This is a genomic window from Micromonospora sp. NBC_00858, assembly GCF_045207365.1.
Lineage (GTDB): Bacteria > Actinomycetota > Actinomycetes > Mycobacteriales > Micromonosporaceae > Micromonospora.
In genome coordinates this window covers 2,379,916-2,397,048 of record NZ_CP108828.1, presented here as the reverse complement: position 1 = coordinate 2,397,048, position 17,133 = coordinate 2,379,916, and the positions used below count along the sequence as shown (strand labels likewise).

Here is a 17,133-nt window from a genome sequence, read left to right as displayed (position 1 = left end):
GCCGATCGGCTCAGGGATTAGCGGGCTGCAAGAGGTGACCGAGCATGGCCTCGTCGCCGCTGATGACGGCTGTGCCGGTCGTCAGTGCGGTGGCCAGTGTGATGGAGCCATCGAGGAGGGCATTGAGCGTCGTCGGATCGGTGCGCAGGCAGGCTTGCGGCTGGGCCGGCTCGCCGGGCTCGATGTGGACCTGCCCGTCCTGGGTGCGGACAGTCCACACCCGGTCGTCGAGCTCGAAGCGGTAGGTGGCCGGCGGTGCCTGGGGATTCGGGTGCAGTGAACCGCGCAGGAAGAGCAGCACCGAGGTGGCACTCAGGTGGACCGGAGCCGCGGGTAGGGGGATGCGTAGGCCCCAGCCGCCGAGGGCCAGCACGATCGGTTCCAATTCGCGTCCGGACTCGGTGAGTTCGTACACCACCGAGGCCGCGGGGGGCGGCAGTCGGCGCCGGTGCACCACGTCGCGGCTCTCCAACTCGCGCAGTCGGTCAGTGAGCATGTTGGAGCTGGCCCCCGGCAGTGCTCGGCGCAGGTCCGAGAAGCGCTGCCGCCCGAGAAGGAGCTCACGGACGACGAGCACCGCCCACCGCTCTCCGACGACGTCGAGGGCGCGGGCGATGCCGCAGGCGTCGCCGTAGGTACGACTGGTCGGCATGCCGCCTCCTCCTGACCTTGATCCGGGTTGCATGTTAAACGCTACCATCCAGTTGTTTTTTGCAACCATGGGCGCTACGGTCCCGATAGACAGGGGTCGCGCACCGGACGGCCCGCACGGGCCACGACGAACTGCCGCGAGGGCCGGAGCAGTCGGGCGCCGCGGCGCAGGAAAGGAGCACGTCCATGGGGCGGCCAGTGGTGCACTTCGAGATCATCGGGACGGATCCGCAGCGGTTGCGCAGCTACTACGGGGAGCTGTTCGGCTGGCAGTTCGACATCGGGGACGCCGCCGCCGAGGCGGTCTCGGCACCGGGCAACTACGGGTTCGTCCACCCCGACACCAGCACCGACGGCGGTGCCGGGATCCCGGGCGGCGTCGGCGGCGGCGCGGGTTACCCGCACCGGACGTTGTTCTACGTCGGCGTGCCCGACGTGGAGGCGGCGCTGCAGCAAGCGGAAAGCCTGGGCGGCATTCGCGTGTCGGGGCCGCACCGCAACCCCGCCGACACGTTGGTGGTCGGCTTCTTCACCGACCCCGAGGGCCACCTCGTCGGGCTGGCCGCCGCCGGATGACGTTGTCGGCAGAGGATGAGTCGGGCCGACCATCCTGAGGCCACCCGGTCGACCCGACTGGACGGTGAACCAACCCGCGCTGGGTCAGCCGAGCCAGCGGCCGTCGCGCAGGAGGACTCGTCCCTGCAACTCGTTCGCCTCTCGCCAGGCCTGGATGCGCCGCGGCCGGATCAGGAAGTACTGGTAGGGCTCGTCGGATTCGCGCGGGTCGAAGCCGGTCCTGGTGGCGAACGCGTGGCCCAGGTCCGGGTCAAGGTCGGCGACGTCCACCGGCTCGGCGGTGCCGTCGACGATGACGACGTCGCGCGTCGGCCCCAGGCTGAGTCGCACCCGGCCATCCGCCAGCAGGTTGCGGCTGGTGACCGAGGTGCGCGGCGTCGAAATGAGGAACGCGGTCCCGTCCCAGAGGTACGACAGCGGAATGAGGTGGACGCCGCCCGGGGAGCCTGACGTCGCGACCCAGAGATCGATCTCGCTCTCCAGTTTCGCGCGGGTGTCCCGCAGTCTCTCCGCAAAGCCACGCGGCGGCGCGCCCGTCATGTTTTCTCCATTCACTCGTGCGGCCATCTCGTGATCGGCAGACAGCAGTGACAGGTCAGGGCGTGGTTGCCAGCGACGCGGCCTCCCACGCGAACCCGTCCGGGTCGGTGAAATGCCCGGCACTGCCGCCGATCATGAGCCGGTGCGATCCGGTGCCGTCGGGAGCGACGCCGAGGTCCTTGGCAAGGGCACGGCGCCGGTACAGAGCCAGCTTGACCGGACTCGACCCAGCGGCGAACTCGACGTACATGCGGGCAAAGCTCTTGGCCACGGCAAGGCCGTGCTCGACGTAGAACCGCTTGCTCGCGGCCACGTCCGCCACTCCCAGCAGGAGCACCATCTCGTCGATCTGCCGGGTGTCCGGGCCGGTGTCCTTCTTCGCCGAGGTCGCGACCTTCCAGATCGTGCCGTCCGGGGCCTGTACGACACCGCCGTAGCCCCAGAGCGACTTCGCGGCAGGCTTCAGCGAGGTGGCACCGGCGTCCAGGGCAGCGCCGATGAGGCTGTTGACGGTGGCTGGCTGGGACACCGTGAGCGCCAGCGTGAACCCCCGGAAGCCGGTCGTCGGCGCCTCCGAGGCCCGCAGGCGTATCTGCGTGTCCAGACCGAAGGCAGTGGTGTAGAAGCGGTTGGCGGCCGTGGGGTCGGCCACGTCGAGGGTGACGGATTCGATGTTTGCCATGCCCATCACGCTAGGCGCGGCTCGGCGACCGGTGCTTCTTGATTCCTGACCGGTCTTGGGCCGCAATGGGACCGCTCAGCGAAGCTCCTGGATGCGGACCAGGTTGCCGGCGGGATCGCGGAAGGCGCAGTCGCGGATGCCGTACGGCTGCTCGGTCGGCTCCTGGACGACCTCGGCGTCGCTGGCCTGCACCTTCTCGAACGTACCGTCGAGGTCCCGGGTGGCCAGCAGGATCCAGCCGTAGGTGCCCTTGGCCATCATCTGGGTGATGGTCTGGCGCTCGTCGTCGGTGACGCCGGGGTCGGCGGCCGGTGGCGCCAGGAGGATGGACGTGCCGGGCTGGTCGACGGGGCCGAGCGTGATCCACCGCATCGTGCCCTGTCCGACGTCGCTGCGGACCTCGAAGCCGAGGGCGTCGCGGTAGAAGGCCAGGGAGGCGTCCGGGTCGACATGCGGGAGGAAGCTCGTGTGAATGGTGATGTCCATGAAGATCATGCTAGGGGCGGCTCCCCGGCACGCGGCCTATTTCCCGTACGCCCCGCGCGCCTGGGCCACCTCGGCGGGCGGCGCGCTCACGCCAACGGCGTTGGGCCTCCCGGTTGCACGCGCGGCAGACCCGACGGTAACGGGCCGTGGCGTCGTCGAGCTTGCGCTCGTGGCGCGTCAGGCGGGCTGTTGAGAGGGCACGGGGTTCGGCTGCTCGGTGTGCTCCGGCTCCGGCCCCGACGGGCGTTCTTGGTGTACGGCGACGCCGGCGACGACCGTCGCCACGCCGATGATCTCGGTGGCGGTGGGGATCTGGGTGAGCACGATGACGCCGATGACGGTGGCCGTGGCCGGCAGCAGTGACACCATCAGGGCGTAGGTGGCGCGGGGCAGGCGGGCCATGGCGAGTTGGTCGCTGACGTACGGGATGACCGACGAACAGATGCCCACGCCGGCGGCGGCAGCCAGCGCGACGGGGTCGAGGAAGGCTGACGCGGCTTGCCCGATGCCGATCGGCAGAGCGATCACCGCGGCGATCAGCATCGACAGGGCGAGGCCGTCGATGCCGGAGACGTGCGGGCTGCGGGCGACGCGGTGCCCGAGCACGATGTACAGCGCGAACAGCACGGCGTTGGCGACGGCGAAGCCGATGCCCAGCGGTTCGGCGACCAGACGCACGTCGGTGAGCAGATACACCCCGCCCACCGCGGCGCACAGCGCGGCGATGTTGCGGCGGGTCCGGGCGGCGAACGCGGCCAGCACGATGACCGGCAGGAACTCGATCGCGGCGACGGTGCCCAGCGGGAGCCGGTCGATGGCCAGGTAGAACACGCTGTTCATCACCGCCAGCACGGCCGCCCACCCGACCAGCAGCCACCGGGTAGGCCGGTCCAGGCGCTGCCACAGCCGCCACGGCCGCCGCCACAACGCGAACACCGCAGCGGCGGTCGCGATCCGCAGCCACGCCACCCCGAGCACGTCGATGCGCGCGAACAGCAGCACCGCCAGCGCCGGCCCGAGGTAGTGGAACACCGCGCTGACCACGAAGTACGCGTGCGGCGGCACCCGACCTGCCAGCCGTAGCACCGGCGCCTGACCGCCACGAGCCGAACCGTTCTCCGCCATGCCTCTATTCTCGAAAGAGATACGGCACAGGACCATGCCGGATCGAAAGTGGAGGGCAGCAGGTATGGCCTTAGGGGAAGACAAGAGGCCTACTGGCTTTCTTGAGGGAAAGTTGCCGCTTGACGCGACGAACCGGCGGCTGCTCGACGTGCTGAGCGCGGATCCCCGTGCGACCGCCGCAGAGCTGGCCCGCCGGGTCGGCATGTCCGCACCCGCCGTCCGCGAGCGCCTCGCCCGGCTCGAGCAGGCCGGCGTCATTCGCGGCTACCGCCTCGACATCGACCCCGCCGCGATCGGCCTGCCCGTCGCCGCCTGGGTGCGCATTCGACCCGGCCCCGGCCAACTACCCAAAATCGCCGAGCTCGCCGCCCGCACCCCACAGGTCAGCGAGTGTCACCGCATTTCCGGCGAGGACTGCTTCCTGCTCAAGATTCACGTGCCCGCCATCGAAGACCTCGAAGCCGTACTCGACCAGTTCCTGCTCCACGGCCAGACCCACAGCTCCTTCGTCGTGGCCACACCCGTACCACCACGTAACCCCACCACGGGACGATAAGCAGCAGCCGCCTGGAGCAGGAGTGGCTAGGTCCGGACGTACGCCCCGCGGGCCTGGGCCACCTCGGCGGCCTGGCGCTCCCGCCACCGGCGCTGGCTGTCCCGGTTGCAGGCGCGACACGTCCGTCGGTACCGCCCCGTCGACTCGTCGACCTCGCGGTCGTGCCCGTTGCGGCAGGTCGGCGCCTGCGCGCGCGTACGGCAGTTGTCCGCATGACTGACCTGCCGCAGGTGAGTGGGCTCGACGCAGTCCGGGGCGTCGCAGAGGTGGTCGACGTCCAGGGTCGGGTCATAGCCTCCGACGAAGGCGGCGTAGGCCGCGATGTGCGCCCAGGCCCGGCCCGCCACCTTCTGGTAGACGCCGCGCTCGGCGCCGTATCCACGGATGATCAGGCAGCCGTCGTCCCGTCGGACCGAACGCTCCAGGAGATAGTGGCGGAGAGTGTCCTCAGTGAAGTGTCGTGACAGACCGTTGACCCTGCTGAGCACGCCGTCACTCTAGCCCAGGGCCCGCGTGCCGGGCGTCCGCCGTAACCCCGAAGAGACCGAAGCGGGCCGCCTGTTCGGGCAGGTCCACGTCGGTGTCGTCGGCGACGTCCGCACAGGGGACCAGCCGCACCGCGTCACCCTGTGCCCGCAGATAGTCCCGCGCGCCCCGGTCACCGGTGGCCGCCGCGGCCACGCCGGCCCAGTGGTGCCGGCCGAGCAGCACCGGATGTCCGCGGCGACTGTCCTGGTAGGTGGCCACCGTGAGGGAGTCTGCGGCGGCGTCACGGGCCACCCGGCGTACCGCCTCGGGGGTGAGGCCGGGCATGTCGACCAGGGTGACCACGGCGGCCACGGCGGTGCCGGACGTCAGGGCGGACAGCCCGGCCCGCAGGGACGAGCCCATGCCCGTCGTCCAGTCGTCGTTGAGCACCACGCCGGGCAGCCGCGTGCTGGCGCGGACCAACTCGGCCTGCGCGCCGAGCACCACCACGACCGGCCGGCAGCCGGCGGCCGTGAGGATCGCCGCGGCGTGCTCCACCAGGGGCCGCCCCCGGTAGGACAGGAGGGCCTTCGGCATGCCGAACCGGCGGCCGGCACCGGCCGCGAGGAGCAGTCCCGCCGTAGCCATGCGCCGAGCGTAGCCCGCTGCTGCGGGCCGGCCGGTCACCTGGCGGAACCCGATCGGGGAGAGCTGCGGGGGTGATCCGGCCGGCCGGGGCGGCTAGCATGCATCTCGTATCTGCTGTCACGTATTTCGGGTGAGGTGCCGGATGACACCGGACGAGACGCGCCACGGCGACCGGCCTGCTCGGCGGCTGCGGGTGGCAGTCGACGCCGCCGGCGCGGACCTCGGCCCGGAGCCCGTCGTCGCCGGAGCGTTGGCCGCGGCCGCGACGGTGGATGTGCTGCTGGTCGGCCCGCGCGCGCTCATCCGCCCCCTGCTGCCCGGTGGCGTCCCGCCGGCCGGTGTCCGACTGGTCGACGCCCTGGACGTGGTCGGGATGGCCGAGGATCCGGTGGCCGCGACGTACACCAAGCGGCGGTCCTCGCTCCTGGTCGCGGCGGGGGAGGTGGCGGCGGGTCGGGCCGACGCCATGGTGACCCCGGGGAACACCGGCGCGGCGGTGCTGGCGGCTGCCGTCCGGCTGGGCCGGGTGCCAGGGGTGAGCAACCCGGCCCTGGCGACGGTGCTGCCGGTGCCGGGCGCCGGCCCGACCGTGTTGCTGGACATCGGCGTGACCGCCGCCGCCGTGCCGGAGTGGCTGGTCGAGTTCGCGGTGCTGGGCGCGGAGTACGCGCGTGGGCGGCTGGGGCTGGCCCGGCCGCGGATCGGCCTGCTGTCCAACGGCCACGAGGCGGTCAAGGGCGGGCCGGTACGTCGGGACGCGCACCTCCTGCTGACCACGATGCCCGGTTACATCGGCCAGATCGAGGCGTACGACGTGCTGGGCGGCCGGGTCGACGTGGCGGTGACCGATGGTTTCACCGGTGACGTGGCGCTGAAGATGTACGAGCGCACGCTGGACGCCACCGTCGGCCTGGCGCTGGACGCGGTGCGGGCGTTCTCGCCGATCGGCGCGCTGGCCCGGGACCGGCAGCGGCGGGTGACCCGAGCGGTGCGCGACGGGCTCGCGGCCGAGCCGGGCGGAGCGCTGCTCGGGGTACGCGGTGTGTGCGTGATCTGCCACGGGACGGCCGGGGCGGCCGACGTCGAGGCGAGCGTGGGAATCGCCGGCGAGTGCGTCCGCTCGGGTGTGGTCGGACGGATCACCGCCGCCTTCGCGGCTTCCTCCCGGCAGCGACTCAGGGCCCGACGCAGCCCCGCCGAGCGGTGAGCGGTCCATTCTTGTATCTGGCTTTACCGAGATGAGCGTTGATATGGTTCCGGCATTCCTGGCATGAGGGTGGTGCGATGTCACAACAGATGATCCAGGTCAGCGATCTGCGCCGGTCGTTCGGCACGACGGCGGCGGTCGACGGGGTGAGCTTCGAGGTCGCCGCGGGTGAGGTGGTCGGTCAGCTCGGGCCCAACGGCGCGGGGAAGACCACCACGATCCACTGTCTCACCACGCTGCTGAGACCGGATGCCGGCACCGCCCGTGTCGCCGGCTTCGATGTGGTCGGCCAGGGCGCGGAGGTACGCCGCAGCATCGCCGTCACCGGGCAGTTCGCGGCGCTCGACGAGTTGCTGACCGGCCGGGAGAACCTGGTGCTGTTCGGCCGGCTGCTCGGGCTCGACCGACGTCCGGCCGCCGAGCGGGCCGACGAGTTGGTCGAGCGCTTCGACCTGGGCGAGGTGGCGGGCAAGGCGGTACGCACCTACTCCGGTGGCCTGCGCCGCCGACTCGACCTGGCCGCGAGTCTGGTGGTCGACCGGCCCGTGCTCATCCTCGACGAGCCGACCACCGGGTTGGACCCGCGCAGCCGGCGGGCGCTCTGGGAGATCGTCCGGGAGTTGCGCGACGGCGGAACGGCCGTCCTGCTCACCACGCAGTACCTGGAGGAGGCCGACCAGCTGGCCGGGCGGGTGCTGCTCATCGACCACGGCCGGGTCGTCGCCGAGGGCACCCCCGACGAACTGAAGCGTCAACTCGGCGGCGCGGTCTGCGAGGTGCGGGTGGAGGATCCGCGGGCACGGGCGGTCGCGGCCGAGCAACTGCGCGCGGCCTTTGCGGGGCTGACCGAGGACGAGGACGTGCTGCGGCTGGCCGCCGGCTCCGGCACGCTGACCGAGGTCGTCCGGCGGCTCGAATCGGCCGGTGTCGAGGCCGACGACGTCACCGTCCGGCGGCCCACCCTGGACGAGGTGTTCCTGTCCCTGACCGGGTCCGTCGAAGCGGACCGGTCGACCGTGGCGCCGGGTGTGGCGGGGGCCGGCCGGTGAGCACCACGGCCGCTGCGGCGGCCAGCCCGCTGCGGCAGTTCGCCGTCCTGGCCGCCCGTAACCTGCGGCAGGCCCGCGCCGGCCGGTCGGTCGGCCTGACCGTCGTCTTTCCGCTGGCGTTCTTCGCCGGCTTCATGGTGGTCTTCCGGCGGCTGATGTCCGACTACGGGATCGCCTACGAGCAGTTCCTCCCGCCGGCAATCGTCGTGCAGACCACCGCCCTGGTCGCCATGTCGGCCTGCTACCTGATCGCCGGTGACGCCCGCAGTGGCCTGATCGCCCGCTACCGGACGCTGCCGATGAGCGCGGTCGTGGTGCCGTCGGCCCGGCTCGTGGTGGACGCGGCCCGGGCCGCCGTCGCGGTGGCGGTGATCCTCGTCGCCGCCGTGCTGGTCGGTTTCCGGTTCACCGCCGGGGCGGCCCGCGCGGCGGGTTTCGTGCTGCTGGCGGTCGGCTTCGCGGTGGTGCTCGCGGCCGGCTGTGCGGCCCTGGGGTTGGGCGCCCGTGACCCCGAGCAGGTGTACTCGGCGCTGACCCTGCCGTATCTGGTGCTCACCACGGTCTCCACCGCCTTCGTCCCGGTCGACGCCTTTCCCGGCTGGCTGCAACCGGTGGTCGAGGTGTCGCCGTTCTCCGCCCAGGTCGACGCGCTACGCGCGCTGTCCACCGAGGGGGCCGACCAGAGGGTGTGGCCGGCCCTCGTCTGGCTGCTGGTCTTGGGGCTGCTGTTCGGCGCGGCCGCGGCACGTTCGTTTCGGAGGAGCCGATGAGCACCGTCACGCAGGCCTCGCTGTTCGCCGGGCGTAACCTTCGCCGGTTCTTCCGGGCCCCGCCCGCGCTGGTCTACTCGTTCGCGTTTCCGGTGCTGCTCCTGCTCACCCAGTACGCGGTCTTCGGCCGGATCGTCGGTGACGGCGACCGGCAGCACTACCTGCAGCGGCTGGCCCCGCTGGTGGTGCTGTCGACCGCCGCGTTCGGGTCGCCGTCGAGCGCCGTCGGTTTCCTGCGCGACCTGCGCGGCGGGCTGGTCGACCGGCTGCGCACGATGCCGGTGACGCCAGGGGCGCTGCTGGCCGGCCGGGTCGCCGGTGACGTGCTGCGCATCGTCCTGATCGGAGCGCTCACCACGGGCGTGGCGTTGCTGCTGGGTTTCCGGCTACGGGAGGGGCCGCTGGCCGTTGTCGGTTTCTTCGCGGTGATCGCGCTGTTCGGGCTGATGTGGGCGGCGATCGCGCTGTGGCGAGGGTCGGGGTCCGGTGACGAGGAGTCGCTGCCGCCGTCGCTGACCGGTCCGGCGACTCTGCTGTTCATCTTCTCGTCGGGTTTCGTGCCGGTGTCGGCGTTCCCCTCGGTGGTGCAGCCGGTGGTGCGGGCCAACCCGTTCTCGGTCGCCACCGAGGCGCTGGTCGGCCTGTCCAGCGGCGGGCCGGTCCTGGTGCCGGTGCTGCAGACGCTCGGCTGGGTGCTCGGGTTGGGCACGGTCTGCCTGCTGGTGGCGGTACGCCGCTTCGGTCGACGCACCGATCACTGAGGCCGGCCGCACGCCGGTTCGCCGGGGGGTACGGCTGGCTGAACCGGCCTTATCCCCGGGACCGGTCAGACCGGGCTGGCCATCCGGTAGAGCATCTGCTGACCGCCGGTGGCCAGCAGCAGCCCGGTGTCCGACCAGACGCGGGCGCGGGCACCGAGCACCCCGCCGGTGGCGGCGGCGGCTTCCCCCTCCACCAGCAGCCAGCCGGTACCGTCGTCGCCGCCCTGGAAGCCCACGTACAGGTCCATGCTCGGGGCCATGAAGGTGGTCTGCTCGAACGCCTGCACGACCGCCGGGAACTGCACCACGTCGACGGCGAAGACCAGCCGGGCCGCCGCCAGCCAGGGGTCGGCGTCGGCGGGTAGCTCGTCGTACAGGCGCAGCCAGCCCCGGATGGTCGGCACGCCGTCGCGTTGCGGGGTCCAGCCGCCGGCGGGCCAGCCGGCCAGCCGCACCTCGTAACACCGCTCCCAGATCGGCAAGACCGGCAGGCCGTCACGGCGCATCAGCTCGACCAGGGTGGGCAGCTCGTCGGGCTTGGGCAAATCCGGCGGCGGCATCCAGCGCCGCTCCGGGCCGAGCAGCCCGGCGGCGATGGTCCAGACGTGCGCGGTGAGCAGGGTCCGGCCGCGTTGCCGAAGAGTGACGTGCAGGGCGGCGGCGCGACGGGTGCCGTGCACCCGGGCTACCTCGATGTCGACCTCGCCGTAGCGCGGTGGCGCGAGGAACTGGCAACTCAGGCTCACCGGCAGCATTCCGCCGGCCTCCTCGCCCGCCGCGCGCAGCGCGATAGCGGCCAGGTAGCCGCCGTTGGGCCCCCACACCGACCAGTCCTCCGCCAGGTGGGCGCGGTACCGGCCGGGTTCGGTCTGCCGCACCGCGGCGTCGTCCGCGAGACTGGCCATCGTGGACCCCTTCCGGCATCGGGACGCGTGAAAACAAGATACTGCAGATCAAAAGCAGATACGAGTACGATGCGGCGCATGGATCTGCGTGACAGCACCGAGGAGGCCGGGTTCCGGGCGGGACTGCGCGAGTGGCTGGCGGGCGTGGTGCCGGTGGCCACCGGCGCGGACGGGGCTCCGCTGCAGGGGCGGTGGGGCGACATCGCCGCGGTGCGGTCGTTCACCTCCGCGCTGCACGCCGCCGGGTACGCCGGCCTGACCTGGCCGGCCGAGTACGGCGGGCGAGGGTTGTCCCCGGCGTACTCGGCGATCTACCTGGAGGAGACGGCCCGGGCCGAGGCCGCCGAGCACATCGGGGTCATCGGCCTCGGCATGGTCGGGCCGACGATCATCGCCTGCGGGTCGCCGGAGCAGCGTGCCTGGTACCTGCCGCGAATCCTCACCGGGGAGAGCATCTTCTGTCAGGGCTTCTCGGAGCCGGAGGCCGGCAGCGACCTGTCCGCCGTGCGGACCGTCGCGCGGCGCGACGGCGACGAGCTGGTGGTGACCGGGCGCAAGGTGTGGTCGTCGTACGCGCAGCTCGCCGACCACTGTCTGCTGCTGGCGCGCACCGACCCGGAGCAGCGGCGTCACCGAGGGCTGTCCTGCCTGTTGGTGGATCTGCGGTCGCCCGGCGTCACGGTCCGCCCGATCCGCCAGATGACCGGTGAGGCGGAGTTCGCCGAGATCGAGTTCGACGAGGTCCGGGTGCCGCTCGACGCGGTGGTGGGCGACCTCGGTGACGGCTGGCGGGTCGCGATGACCACCCTGGCGCACGAGCGGGGGACCTTCGGGTTCACCCTGACCGCCCGGCTGGAGGTGGCGTTCCGACGGCTGGTCGCCACCGCGCGAGCCCGGGGTCGGGACACTGATCCGCTGGTCCGCGACCAGATCGCCGCCCGCTACGTCGAGCTGGAGGGTCTGCGCTGGACCAACCGGCGTGGCCTGGCCGAGCTGGCGCGTACCGGAGTGCCGGGCCCGGAGACCTCGGTGATCAAGCTGCGCTGGTCGCAGGCGCACCAGCGACTGACCACGCTGGCCGTGCAGTTGCTCGGCGCCGGCGCCGAACCGGACGGCTGGGACCACTACTGGCGGCACCAGATGCTGCGCAGCCGCGCCAACACCATCGAGGGCGGCACCTCGGAGGTGCTGCGCAACCTGGTCGCCGAGCGGGTGCTGGGCCTGCCCCGGTCGTACTGACCCGCGCCTCCCACGACGAGGAGAGACCCATGGACTTCGCACTGACCGGTGAGCAGGAGGCGTTGCGGGACACCGCGGCGAAGTACCTCGCCGACGACCGGTCCTCCGGCGACGGCCCGGCCTGGGCCGAGATGACCGGCCTCGGCTGGCTGGATGTGGAGCTGGGCACCGTCGAGCTGGCGCTGCTCGCCGAGCAGCTCGGTTGGGCGCGTAGCCCATCGCCGTGGTGGGCCACGGTGGGCCTGGCCGGGCCGTCGCTGCGGGCGGCGGGCCGCCCGCTCGGCGCTCCCGCGACGCTGGCCTGGGCCGGGGACAACGGCCCCGGCACCCTCGCCGACGCCGTGGCCGCCGCCCGCCGGCCGGCGTCCATCTCGGAGGTCGACTGCGCCGTGGCGGCCGACGGGACGCTGACCGGACGCAGGATCTGTGTGCCGCACGTGGCCGACGCCGTGGACCTGGTGGTGGCGGCGAGCGGCCCGGACGGCGTCGAGCTGCGACTGGTCGACGCGTCCGCGTTGCGGCCGGCACCGGCCGGCGTCGGCGGGCAGGCGCTCGACCCCACCCGGCCCGTCGCGACGGTGGAGCTGACCGGCGTACCCTCGGCGCCCCTCGTGGCCGCGGACGCCGCCGCCGAGGTGCTCGCGGCGACCCGACGGCGGACCCTGGCGCTCCTGGCCGCCGAGGCGGTCGGCGTGGCGGCGAGGGCGCTGTCGTGGGCGAGCGGGTACGCCGCAACCCGGACCCAGTTCGGCCAGCCGATCGGTGCGAACCAGGCGGTCGCCCACCCGTTGGCCGAGAGCTACGGGCAGGTCGAGACCGCCCGATCGCTGGCGTACCGGGCGGCGTGGTCGGTCGACGCGGAGTCGGGCCCGGTCGCCGACCGGGCGGTGCTCACGGCCAGCGTGGCCGCCCGCGAGGCCGCGATGACCGCCTGCGAGGCGGCCATCCAGACCTACGGCGGCAGTGGCTTCACCTGGGAGCAGCCGCTGCACCACTGGTATCGCCGGGCGTGGTGGCTGGCCACCTTCGACGGCACGGTCGCCGACGCCCGGGCCGAGCTGGCCGGACTGCTGCTGGACGGTTGACCCCGCCGGCCGTGCGCGGGATCAACCGGCGGTGGTCAGGACGACCCGGGTCGGTAGGAGCCGAAGCTCCACAGGTTGCCCTCGGCGTCGCGGATCGAATAGCCCTGACCGCCGTAGTCCTCGTCGCGGAGCTTCTGCACGACCTCGGCGCCGGCGGCGACGACCCGGTCGTAGTGCGCTGCCACGTCGTCGAGCACCACATAGGTCGCGCCGGGCCCGGTGTCCAGAACGAGCCGGCCGTCGCTGCCGTCCGTCTGTGAACCGAGCATGACCATGCCGTTGCCCCAGGTCAGCTGCGCGTGACTGATGGAGTCGTCCGGGCCGGGGACGACCAGCTCCGCGTGGAAACCGACGACGTCGACCAGCCACCGGATGGCGGCTGGAGCGTCGCGGTAGCGCAGGGTGGGGATGACTTCCGGACCTCTACTCATACACGAGAGTCTAATGAAGAAACGCGGATAGCACATGTGATGCGTCCTGGCATGTCGTGTGTTCGGCTACGCTGAGCCCATGCTTCGCTACGACTACGTCATCGTCGGCGCGGGTGCGGCGGGCGCGGTGCTGGCGGCCCGCCTGAGCGAGGACGCGGGCCGGTCCGTGCTGCTGCTGGAGGCCGGCCCCGACCTCGTCGGAGCAGCCGTGCCCGAGGCGTTGCGCACCGGCTCGGTGGAGGCAGAGGACGGCTTCGACTGGGACCTGCGGGCGACCGTCGTCGCCGGGCGGGACGCGCCGCTGCGGCGCGGCCGGGTGGTCGGTGGCTCCACGCAGATCAACGACCGGGGCGCCATGCGGGCCCCGGCCGCCGACTTCGGCGGGTGGGGTGCCCTCGGCCTGCCGGAGTGGGACTGGCCGGCGGTGCTGCCGGCGTTTCGCCGGCTGGAGGCCGACCAGCAGTTCGGCGACCGCGACTACCACGGTGCCGACGGTCCCGTCCCGATCACCCGCTGGTCGCGCGGTGAGCTGACACCGGCGATGGACGGCTTCCTGCAGGCCGCGCTCGGCCTGGGCCACGACTACCAGGAGGACATGAACGCCCCCGACGCCGTCGGCATCGGGATGTATCCGCAGAACCGGCACGACCGGCTGCGGATGTCCACCGCCCTCACCCACCTCGACCCGGCCCGATCCCGGTCCAATCTGGTCGTCCGGGGCGACGCCGAGGTCGACCGCGTGCTGCTGGCCGACGGGCGGGCGGTGGGCGTGCAGGTCGCGGGGGAGACCATCGGCGCAGGCGAGGTCATCCTCTGCGCCGGCTCTCCGTACAGCCCGGCCCTGCTGCTGCGTTCGGGGATCGGCCCTGCCGACGAGCTGCGCGCCGCCGGGATCACGCCGCTGATCGACCTGCCGGGCGTGGGCGCCGACGTGATCGACCAGCCCGGCGCGATCATCCTGGTGGTGCCCGAGCCGGAGACGGTGGGCGGCGACTGGCCGCGTACCCAGCTCATCGCGCGGCTCGCCGGCATTCCGGGCCACGAGGCCGACCAGGCGTTCTACCTGAGCCTGTTCACCGGGATGAGCACCTCCCGTGGCGCCGGCGCGGGTCTGGACCGGATCATCGGCGCCGACCAGGTCAACACCGTGATGATCGGCGACATGGCGATGGCGTCGCGGGGGCGGATCTCGGTGCGCGGCGCCGACGGGACGACCCCGCCCGTTGTCGACCTCGGCTTCTACTCCGCCGACGGTGACCTCGCCCGGATGCGCGACGCGTACCGGCACGCGTGGGAGATCGCCAACCAGGCGGCCTTCACCAAGACCGTCGCCCGGTTCGCGCTCGTCGACGACGCGGTCGTGGGCGACGACGAGCAGTTGGACCACATGTTGCGCGCCACCACGTACAGCCGGTTGAACCTGGTCGGCGGCGCGCGGATGGGCGCGGCGCACGACCCAGGCGCGGTCGTCGACGGCCGGTGCCGGGTGCGTGGCGTGGCCAACCTGCGGGTGGTGGACGCCTCCATCGTTCCGGTGCCGCTGCGCGCGCCCGCCGCGTTGACCAGCATCATGATCGGCGAGCGCGGCGCCGAGCTGATCGCCGGTACGCCCCGCTAACGGCGCAGCAGCGTCGACAGTGCCGCAGCGGGGTTGGCCACGACGGCCCGCGCGACGGTGAGGTAGCCGTCGAGCAGCCGGACGGCGTCCGTCGGCGCCAGCCGTGGCGTGTGGAACAGCACCACCCGTAGCCCGTCCCCGCGCGGGGCGAGCGCCAGCTCGGTGCCGAAGCGGCTGCCGATCGCCTCCGGGACGAGCAACTCGAACTCGGTGTCGCCGGCCCGCACGCGGTGCGTCAGCTCGGCCATCATCTGGAACACCACGTCGTCGACCCGGCCGCCCAGGTTGGCGCTGCCGGTGGACACGGCCTGGTAGGGCTGCTCCTGGTTGGCGAAGGCTGCGGCGGTCGTCGCGTGGGTCGCCTGTACCAGGGCAGCGAAGGTGGCGAACGGCGGCAGCCGGGTGCGCAGCACGACCATGTTGGCGCAGAAGCCGACGGTGCGTTGGCTCTCCGGCCGGCTCCGGTTGGCGAACAGCGAGGCGACGGCGAGGTCGCCCTGCCCGGTGACGCGGTGCAGGACGGCGTAGTAGACGGCCAGGGCCACGGTGAACAGCGTCGTGTGGTGTCGCCGGGCCAGGGCGCGCAGTCCGTCGGCGACGACGGCGTCGAGATCCCGGGCCAGCACGCCCGGGGTGGCTCCCGGTGGCGGCTCGCGGTACGGCAGGCGCGGCAGCCGCAGCCCGGTCAGCTGCTCACGCCAGAACTCGCGTTGCCGGTCCAGTTCGGTGCCGGCCAGGCGATCCTCCTGCCAGGCCACGAACTGCGGGTACTGCCAGCGCATTGGCGGCAGCTCGGCGGGCGACCCGGCGTAGAGGATGCGCAGCTCCTCGAAGAGCAACCCGCACGACCAGGCGTCGGTGACCAGGTGGTGCATGGTGAAGCAGAGGATCACCTCGTGGTCGGTGACCCGCCAGGCGGTGGCCCGGGTCGGCCAGTGCGCGACGTCCACCCGGCTGGCCAGCTCCGCGGTGACGGCCGCGTCGGCTGCGACGTGCGGATCCGGCTCACCGCGCAGGTCGACCACGGTGAGCTCGACGGGCCGCGGGTCGTGCACGAGCTGGGACAGCCGTGGCCCCCGGCCGGCGAAGGTGGTCCGCAGCGCCTCGTGCCGCGCGGTCAACGCGGTCAGCGCCCGCCGCAGCGCCGCCAGGTCGACCTCGCCGGAGAGACGGCAGAGCAGCGGGCAGTTCAACGCCCCGTGGTCCGCCCGGTAGTGCTCGATGATGCCGAGCAGCCGCTGTCCCACGGAGGCCGGTACGGGTTGGGGTGCCACGGCACGACCGTACCGCCGGTCGTTGTATCTGTCATCAAGGGTCTGGCATCTTGTGTTGTCTCTCGGTACCTTGGGCGCATGTCTGGTCTGTCGGTGACCACCCCCGTGCGTGCACAACTGACGTGGCGGTACGAGTCCGAGATGCCCCGGGTGCTCTCCCTCTACGAACGGGCCAAGAGCGCGCAGTGGAACGCCAGCACGGATGTCGACTGGTCGATCGAGGTGCCGTTCGGTGAACCGTTGCCCGACGACTCCGCGTTCGCCATGGCGTCCTTCGAGGCGTCCCCACTGGCGCGGCGGGGCCGCCCGATGTGGGACACCTTCCGATGGGAGCTGCAGTCCTGGATGGTGAGCCAGTTCCTGCACGGTGAGCAGGGGGCGCTGGTCGTCGCCGCGCGCCTGGTCGAGGTGGTGCCCGACCTCGACAGCAAGTACTACGCCGCGAGTCAGGCCGCCGACGAGGCGCGACACGTCGAGGTGTTCTCCCGCTACCTGCGCGAGAACGTGCCGCATCCGTACCCGATCAACCCGGCGCTGGCCGAACTCATCGAGGATCTGCTCTCCGACTCCCGGTGGGACATCACCGCGTTGGGTATGCAGATCGTGGTCGAGGCCCTGGCGATGGCCGCGTTCCGGCTGGCCAACAGCACCTTCCACGACCGTCTCATCTGCGACATCACCCGGCTGGTCGCCCGCGACGAGGCCCGGCACGTGTCGTTCGGGGTGCTGTCGCTGGAGGGCATCTACCGGGAGATGACCAGCGCCGAGCTGGCCGACCGCGAGGAGATGGTGCTGGACTCGGCGAGCCTGATGCGACGCCGGTTCCTGCTGGAGGACGTCTGGGAGCGCATCGAGGTCGACCGGGCCGAGGGCGTCGACTTCGCCTCGCACAACGAGCTGATGATCAAGTATCGGCAGGCCATCTTCGCCCGGGTGGTCACCGCCCTGGCCAACATCGGCCTGCTGACTCCCCGGGTCCGCGACGGCCTGGAGCGACTGGACCTCATCGGGTTCGCCGACCGCTCGATCCGCGTCCCCCGCGCCTGACCTGTCGGGAGTAGA

Annotated in this window: 20 protein-coding genes; 10 read left to right on the top strand and 10 right to left on the bottom strand. The window is 72.3% G+C overall.

All coding sequences use genetic code 11. The annotated features are described in order from the left end of the window. Positions 1-10: 10 nt before the first annotated feature. Positions 11-652 (bottom strand): winged helix-turn-helix transcriptional regulator, encoded by a 642-nt coding sequence (locus tag OG990_RS11280; RefSeq protein ID WP_406080308.1) that lies wholly within the window; start codon positions 650-652, stop codon positions 11-13. Between the two features lie 185 nt (positions 653-837). On the opposite strand from OG990_RS11280, the gene OG990_RS11275 reads away from it, so the two are divergent. Continuing rightward, a complete protein-coding gene (locus OG990_RS11275) occupies positions 838-1,227 on the top strand; it encodes a VOC family protein (protein WP_386991360.1) in 390 nt (129 codons plus the stop codon). Positions 1,228-1,311: 84 nt separating this feature from the next. Here OG990_RS11275 and OG990_RS11270 read toward each other — a convergent pair whose 3' ends face one another. The 4 genes from OG990_RS11270 to OG990_RS11255 form a co-directional block, all read right to left on the bottom strand. Further along, positions 1,312-1,767: a pyridoxamine 5'-phosphate oxidase family protein gene (locus tag OG990_RS11270; protein ID WP_406080306.1), complete on the bottom strand. Its 456-nt coding sequence runs from the start codon at positions 1,765-1,767 to the stop codon at positions 1,312-1,314. 55 nt (positions 1,768-1,822) lie between these two features. Continuing rightward, positions 1,823-2,449, bottom strand: coding sequence for a glyoxalase (locus tag OG990_RS11265; RefSeq protein WP_406080304.1), 627 nt, complete (start codon positions 2,447-2,449; stop codon positions 1,823-1,825). 75 nt (positions 2,450-2,524) lie between these two features. Next, complete coding sequence (locus tag OG990_RS11260; RefSeq protein ID WP_406080302.1) at positions 2,525-2,935, bottom strand: VOC family protein; 411 nt, start codon at positions 2,933-2,935, stop codon at positions 2,525-2,527. 177 nt (positions 2,936-3,112) lie between these two features. Next, positions 3,113-4,060 carry an EamA family transporter gene (locus OG990_RS11255; protein ID WP_406080300.1) on the bottom strand — a complete coding sequence of 316 codons (948 nt, stop codon included), beginning with the start codon at positions 4,058-4,060 and terminating at the stop codon, positions 3,113-3,115. Positions 4,061-4,124: 64 nt separating this feature from the next. Between OG990_RS11255 and OG990_RS11250 the strand changes: the two genes are divergently transcribed. Further along, positions 4,125-4,616 carry an Lrp/AsnC family transcriptional regulator gene (locus OG990_RS11250; RefSeq protein WP_406081720.1) on the top strand — a complete coding sequence of 164 codons (492 nt, stop codon included), beginning with the start codon at positions 4,125-4,127 and terminating at the stop codon, positions 4,614-4,616. Between the two features lie 26 nt (positions 4,617-4,642). Here OG990_RS11250 and OG990_RS11245 read toward each other — a convergent pair whose 3' ends face one another. Together OG990_RS11245 and OG990_RS11240 are read right to left on the bottom strand one after the other, a co-directional pair. Continuing rightward, a complete protein-coding gene (locus tag OG990_RS11245) occupies positions 4,643-5,104 on the bottom strand; it encodes an HNH endonuclease (RefSeq protein WP_406080298.1) in 462 nt (153 codons plus the stop codon). Between the two features lie 4 nt (positions 5,105-5,108). Then, complete coding sequence (locus tag OG990_RS11240) at positions 5,109-5,732, bottom strand: NTP transferase domain-containing protein (RefSeq protein ID WP_406080296.1); 624 nt, start codon at positions 5,730-5,732, stop codon at positions 5,109-5,111. Positions 5,733-5,874: 142 nt separating this feature from the next. On the opposite strand from OG990_RS11240, the gene OG990_RS11235 reads away from it, so the two are divergent. The 4 genes from OG990_RS11235 to OG990_RS11220 all read left to right on the top strand — a co-directional run bounded on the left by OG990_RS11235 (position 5,875) and on the right by OG990_RS11220 (position 9,519). Beyond that, positions 5,875-6,939 (top strand): phosphate acyltransferase PlsX, encoded by a 1,065-nt coding sequence (locus tag OG990_RS11235; RefSeq protein WP_406080295.1) that lies wholly within the window; start codon positions 5,875-5,877, stop codon positions 6,937-6,939. A 77-nt stretch (positions 6,940-7,016) separates the two neighbouring features. After that, positions 7,017-7,988, top strand: coding sequence for an ATP-binding cassette domain-containing protein (locus OG990_RS11230; RefSeq protein ID WP_406080294.1), 972 nt, complete (start codon positions 7,017-7,019; stop codon positions 7,986-7,988). Then, complete coding sequence (locus tag OG990_RS11225) at positions 7,985-8,758, top strand: ABC transporter permease (RefSeq protein ID WP_355604582.1); 774 nt, start codon at positions 7,985-7,987, stop codon at positions 8,756-8,758. Before OG990_RS11230 ends, OG990_RS11225 begins: the two co-directional genes overlap by 4 nt. After that, positions 8,755-9,519 (top strand): ABC transporter permease, encoded by a 765-nt coding sequence (locus OG990_RS11220; protein ID WP_406080292.1) that lies wholly within the window; start codon positions 8,755-8,757, stop codon positions 9,517-9,519. Before OG990_RS11225 ends, OG990_RS11220 begins: the two co-directional genes overlap by 4 nt. A gap of 65 nt (positions 9,520-9,584) precedes the next feature. On the opposite strand, the gene OG990_RS11215 is transcribed toward OG990_RS11220, so the two are convergent. Further along, positions 9,585-10,424 (bottom strand): thioesterase family protein, encoded by an 840-nt coding sequence (locus OG990_RS11215; protein ID WP_355604576.1) that lies wholly within the window; start codon positions 10,422-10,424, stop codon positions 9,585-9,587. A gap of 78 nt (positions 10,425-10,502) precedes the next feature. On the opposite strand from OG990_RS11215, the gene OG990_RS11210 reads away from it, so the two are divergent. Both OG990_RS11210 and OG990_RS11205 read left to right on the top strand, forming a co-directional pair. Beyond that, positions 10,503-11,663, top strand: coding sequence for an acyl-CoA dehydrogenase family protein (locus OG990_RS11210; RefSeq protein ID WP_406080290.1), 1,161 nt, complete (start codon positions 10,503-10,505; stop codon positions 11,661-11,663). A gap of 29 nt (positions 11,664-11,692) precedes the next feature. Beyond that, entirely contained in the window at positions 11,693-12,748 is a 1,056-nt protein-coding gene (locus OG990_RS11205) for an acyl-CoA dehydrogenase family protein (RefSeq protein ID WP_406080289.1), read from the top strand. Positions 12,749-12,783: 35 nt separating this feature from the next. Here the strand turns inward: OG990_RS11205 and OG990_RS11200 are convergent, their stop codons facing one another. Next, complete coding sequence (locus OG990_RS11200; RefSeq protein WP_406080288.1) at positions 12,784-13,179, bottom strand: VOC family protein; 396 nt, start codon at positions 13,177-13,179, stop codon at positions 12,784-12,786. Between the two features lie 79 nt (positions 13,180-13,258). Here OG990_RS11200 and OG990_RS11195 point away from each other — a divergent pair, with 79 nt between their 5' ends. Next, a complete protein-coding gene (locus OG990_RS11195; RefSeq protein ID WP_406080286.1) occupies positions 13,259-14,797 on the top strand; it encodes a GMC family oxidoreductase in 1,539 nt (512 codons plus the stop codon). Here OG990_RS11195 and OG990_RS11190 read toward each other — a convergent pair. After that, positions 14,794-16,071 carry a condensation domain-containing protein gene (locus OG990_RS11190; protein WP_406080284.1) on the bottom strand — a complete coding sequence of 426 codons (1,278 nt, stop codon included), beginning with the start codon at positions 16,069-16,071 and terminating at the stop codon, positions 14,794-14,796. The two genes, OG990_RS11195 and OG990_RS11190, sit on opposite strands and share 4 nt — an antisense overlap. 78 nt (positions 16,072-16,149) lie before the next feature. Here OG990_RS11190 and OG990_RS11185 point away from each other — a divergent pair, with 78 nt between their 5' ends. Further along, positions 16,150-17,118: a ferritin-like domain-containing protein gene (locus tag OG990_RS11185; protein ID WP_406080282.1), complete on the top strand. Its 969-nt coding sequence runs from the start codon at positions 16,150-16,152 to the stop codon at positions 17,116-17,118. Positions 17,119-17,133: the final 15 nt, after the last annotated feature.

What these genes read in the sequence shown, in the direction of transcription:
- OG990_RS11220 (WP_406080292.1), top strand. Translation starts at nt 8,755, where the DNA reads ATGAGCACCGTCACGCAGGCCTCGCTGTTCGCCGGGCGTAACCTTCGC.
- OG990_RS11280 (WP_406080308.1), bottom strand. Translation starts at nt 652, where the DNA reads ATGCCGACCAGTCGTACCTACGGCGACGCCTGCGGCATCGCCCGCGCC.
- OG990_RS11195 (WP_406080286.1), top strand. Translation starts at nt 13,259, where the DNA reads ATGCTTCGCTACGACTACGTCATCGTCGGCGCGGGTGCGGCGGGCGCG.
- OG990_RS11185 (WP_406080282.1), top strand. Translation starts at nt 16,150, where the DNA reads ATGTCTGGTCTGTCGGTGACCACCCCCGTGCGTGCACAACTGACGTGG.
- OG990_RS11250 (WP_406081720.1), top strand. Translation starts at nt 4,125, where the DNA reads ATGGCCTTAGGGGAAGACAAGAGGCCTACTGGCTTTCTTGAGGGAAAG.
- OG990_RS11240 (WP_406080296.1), bottom strand. Translation starts at nt 5,732, where the DNA reads ATGGCTACGGCGGGACTGCTCCTCGCGGCCGGTGCCGGCCGCCGGTTC.
- OG990_RS11255 (WP_406080300.1), bottom strand. Translation starts at nt 4,060, where the DNA reads ATGGCGGAGAACGGTTCGGCTCGTGGCGGTCAGGCGCCGGTGCTACGG.
- OG990_RS11210 (WP_406080290.1), top strand. Translation starts at nt 10,503, where the DNA reads ATGGATCTGCGTGACAGCACCGAGGAGGCCGGGTTCCGGGCGGGACTG.
- OG990_RS11260 (WP_406080302.1), bottom strand. Translation starts at nt 2,935, where the DNA reads ATGGACATCACCATTCACACGAGCTTCCTCCCGCATGTCGACCCGGAC.
- OG990_RS11205 (WP_406080289.1), top strand. Translation starts at nt 11,693, where the DNA reads ATGGACTTCGCACTGACCGGTGAGCAGGAGGCGTTGCGGGACACCGCG.
- OG990_RS11215 (WP_355604576.1), bottom strand. Translation starts at nt 10,424, where the DNA reads ATGGCCAGTCTCGCGGACGACGCCGCGGTGCGGCAGACCGAACCCGGC.
- OG990_RS11235 (WP_406080295.1), top strand. Translation starts at nt 5,875, where the DNA reads ATGACACCGGACGAGACGCGCCACGGCGACCGGCCTGCTCGGCGGCTG.
- OG990_RS11230 (WP_406080294.1), top strand. Translation starts at nt 7,017, where the DNA reads ATGTCACAACAGATGATCCAGGTCAGCGATCTGCGCCGGTCGTTCGGC.
- OG990_RS11275 (WP_386991360.1), top strand. Translation starts at nt 838, where the DNA reads ATGGGGCGGCCAGTGGTGCACTTCGAGATCATCGGGACGGATCCGCAG.
- OG990_RS11200 (WP_406080288.1), bottom strand. Translation starts at nt 13,179, where the DNA reads ATGAGTAGAGGTCCGGAAGTCATCCCCACCCTGCGCTACCGCGACGCT.
- OG990_RS11265 (WP_406080304.1), bottom strand. Translation starts at nt 2,449, where the DNA reads ATGGCAAACATCGAATCCGTCACCCTCGACGTGGCCGACCCCACGGCC.
- OG990_RS11270 (WP_406080306.1), bottom strand. Translation starts at nt 1,767, where the DNA reads ATGACGGGCGCGCCGCCGCGTGGCTTTGCGGAGAGACTGCGGGACACC.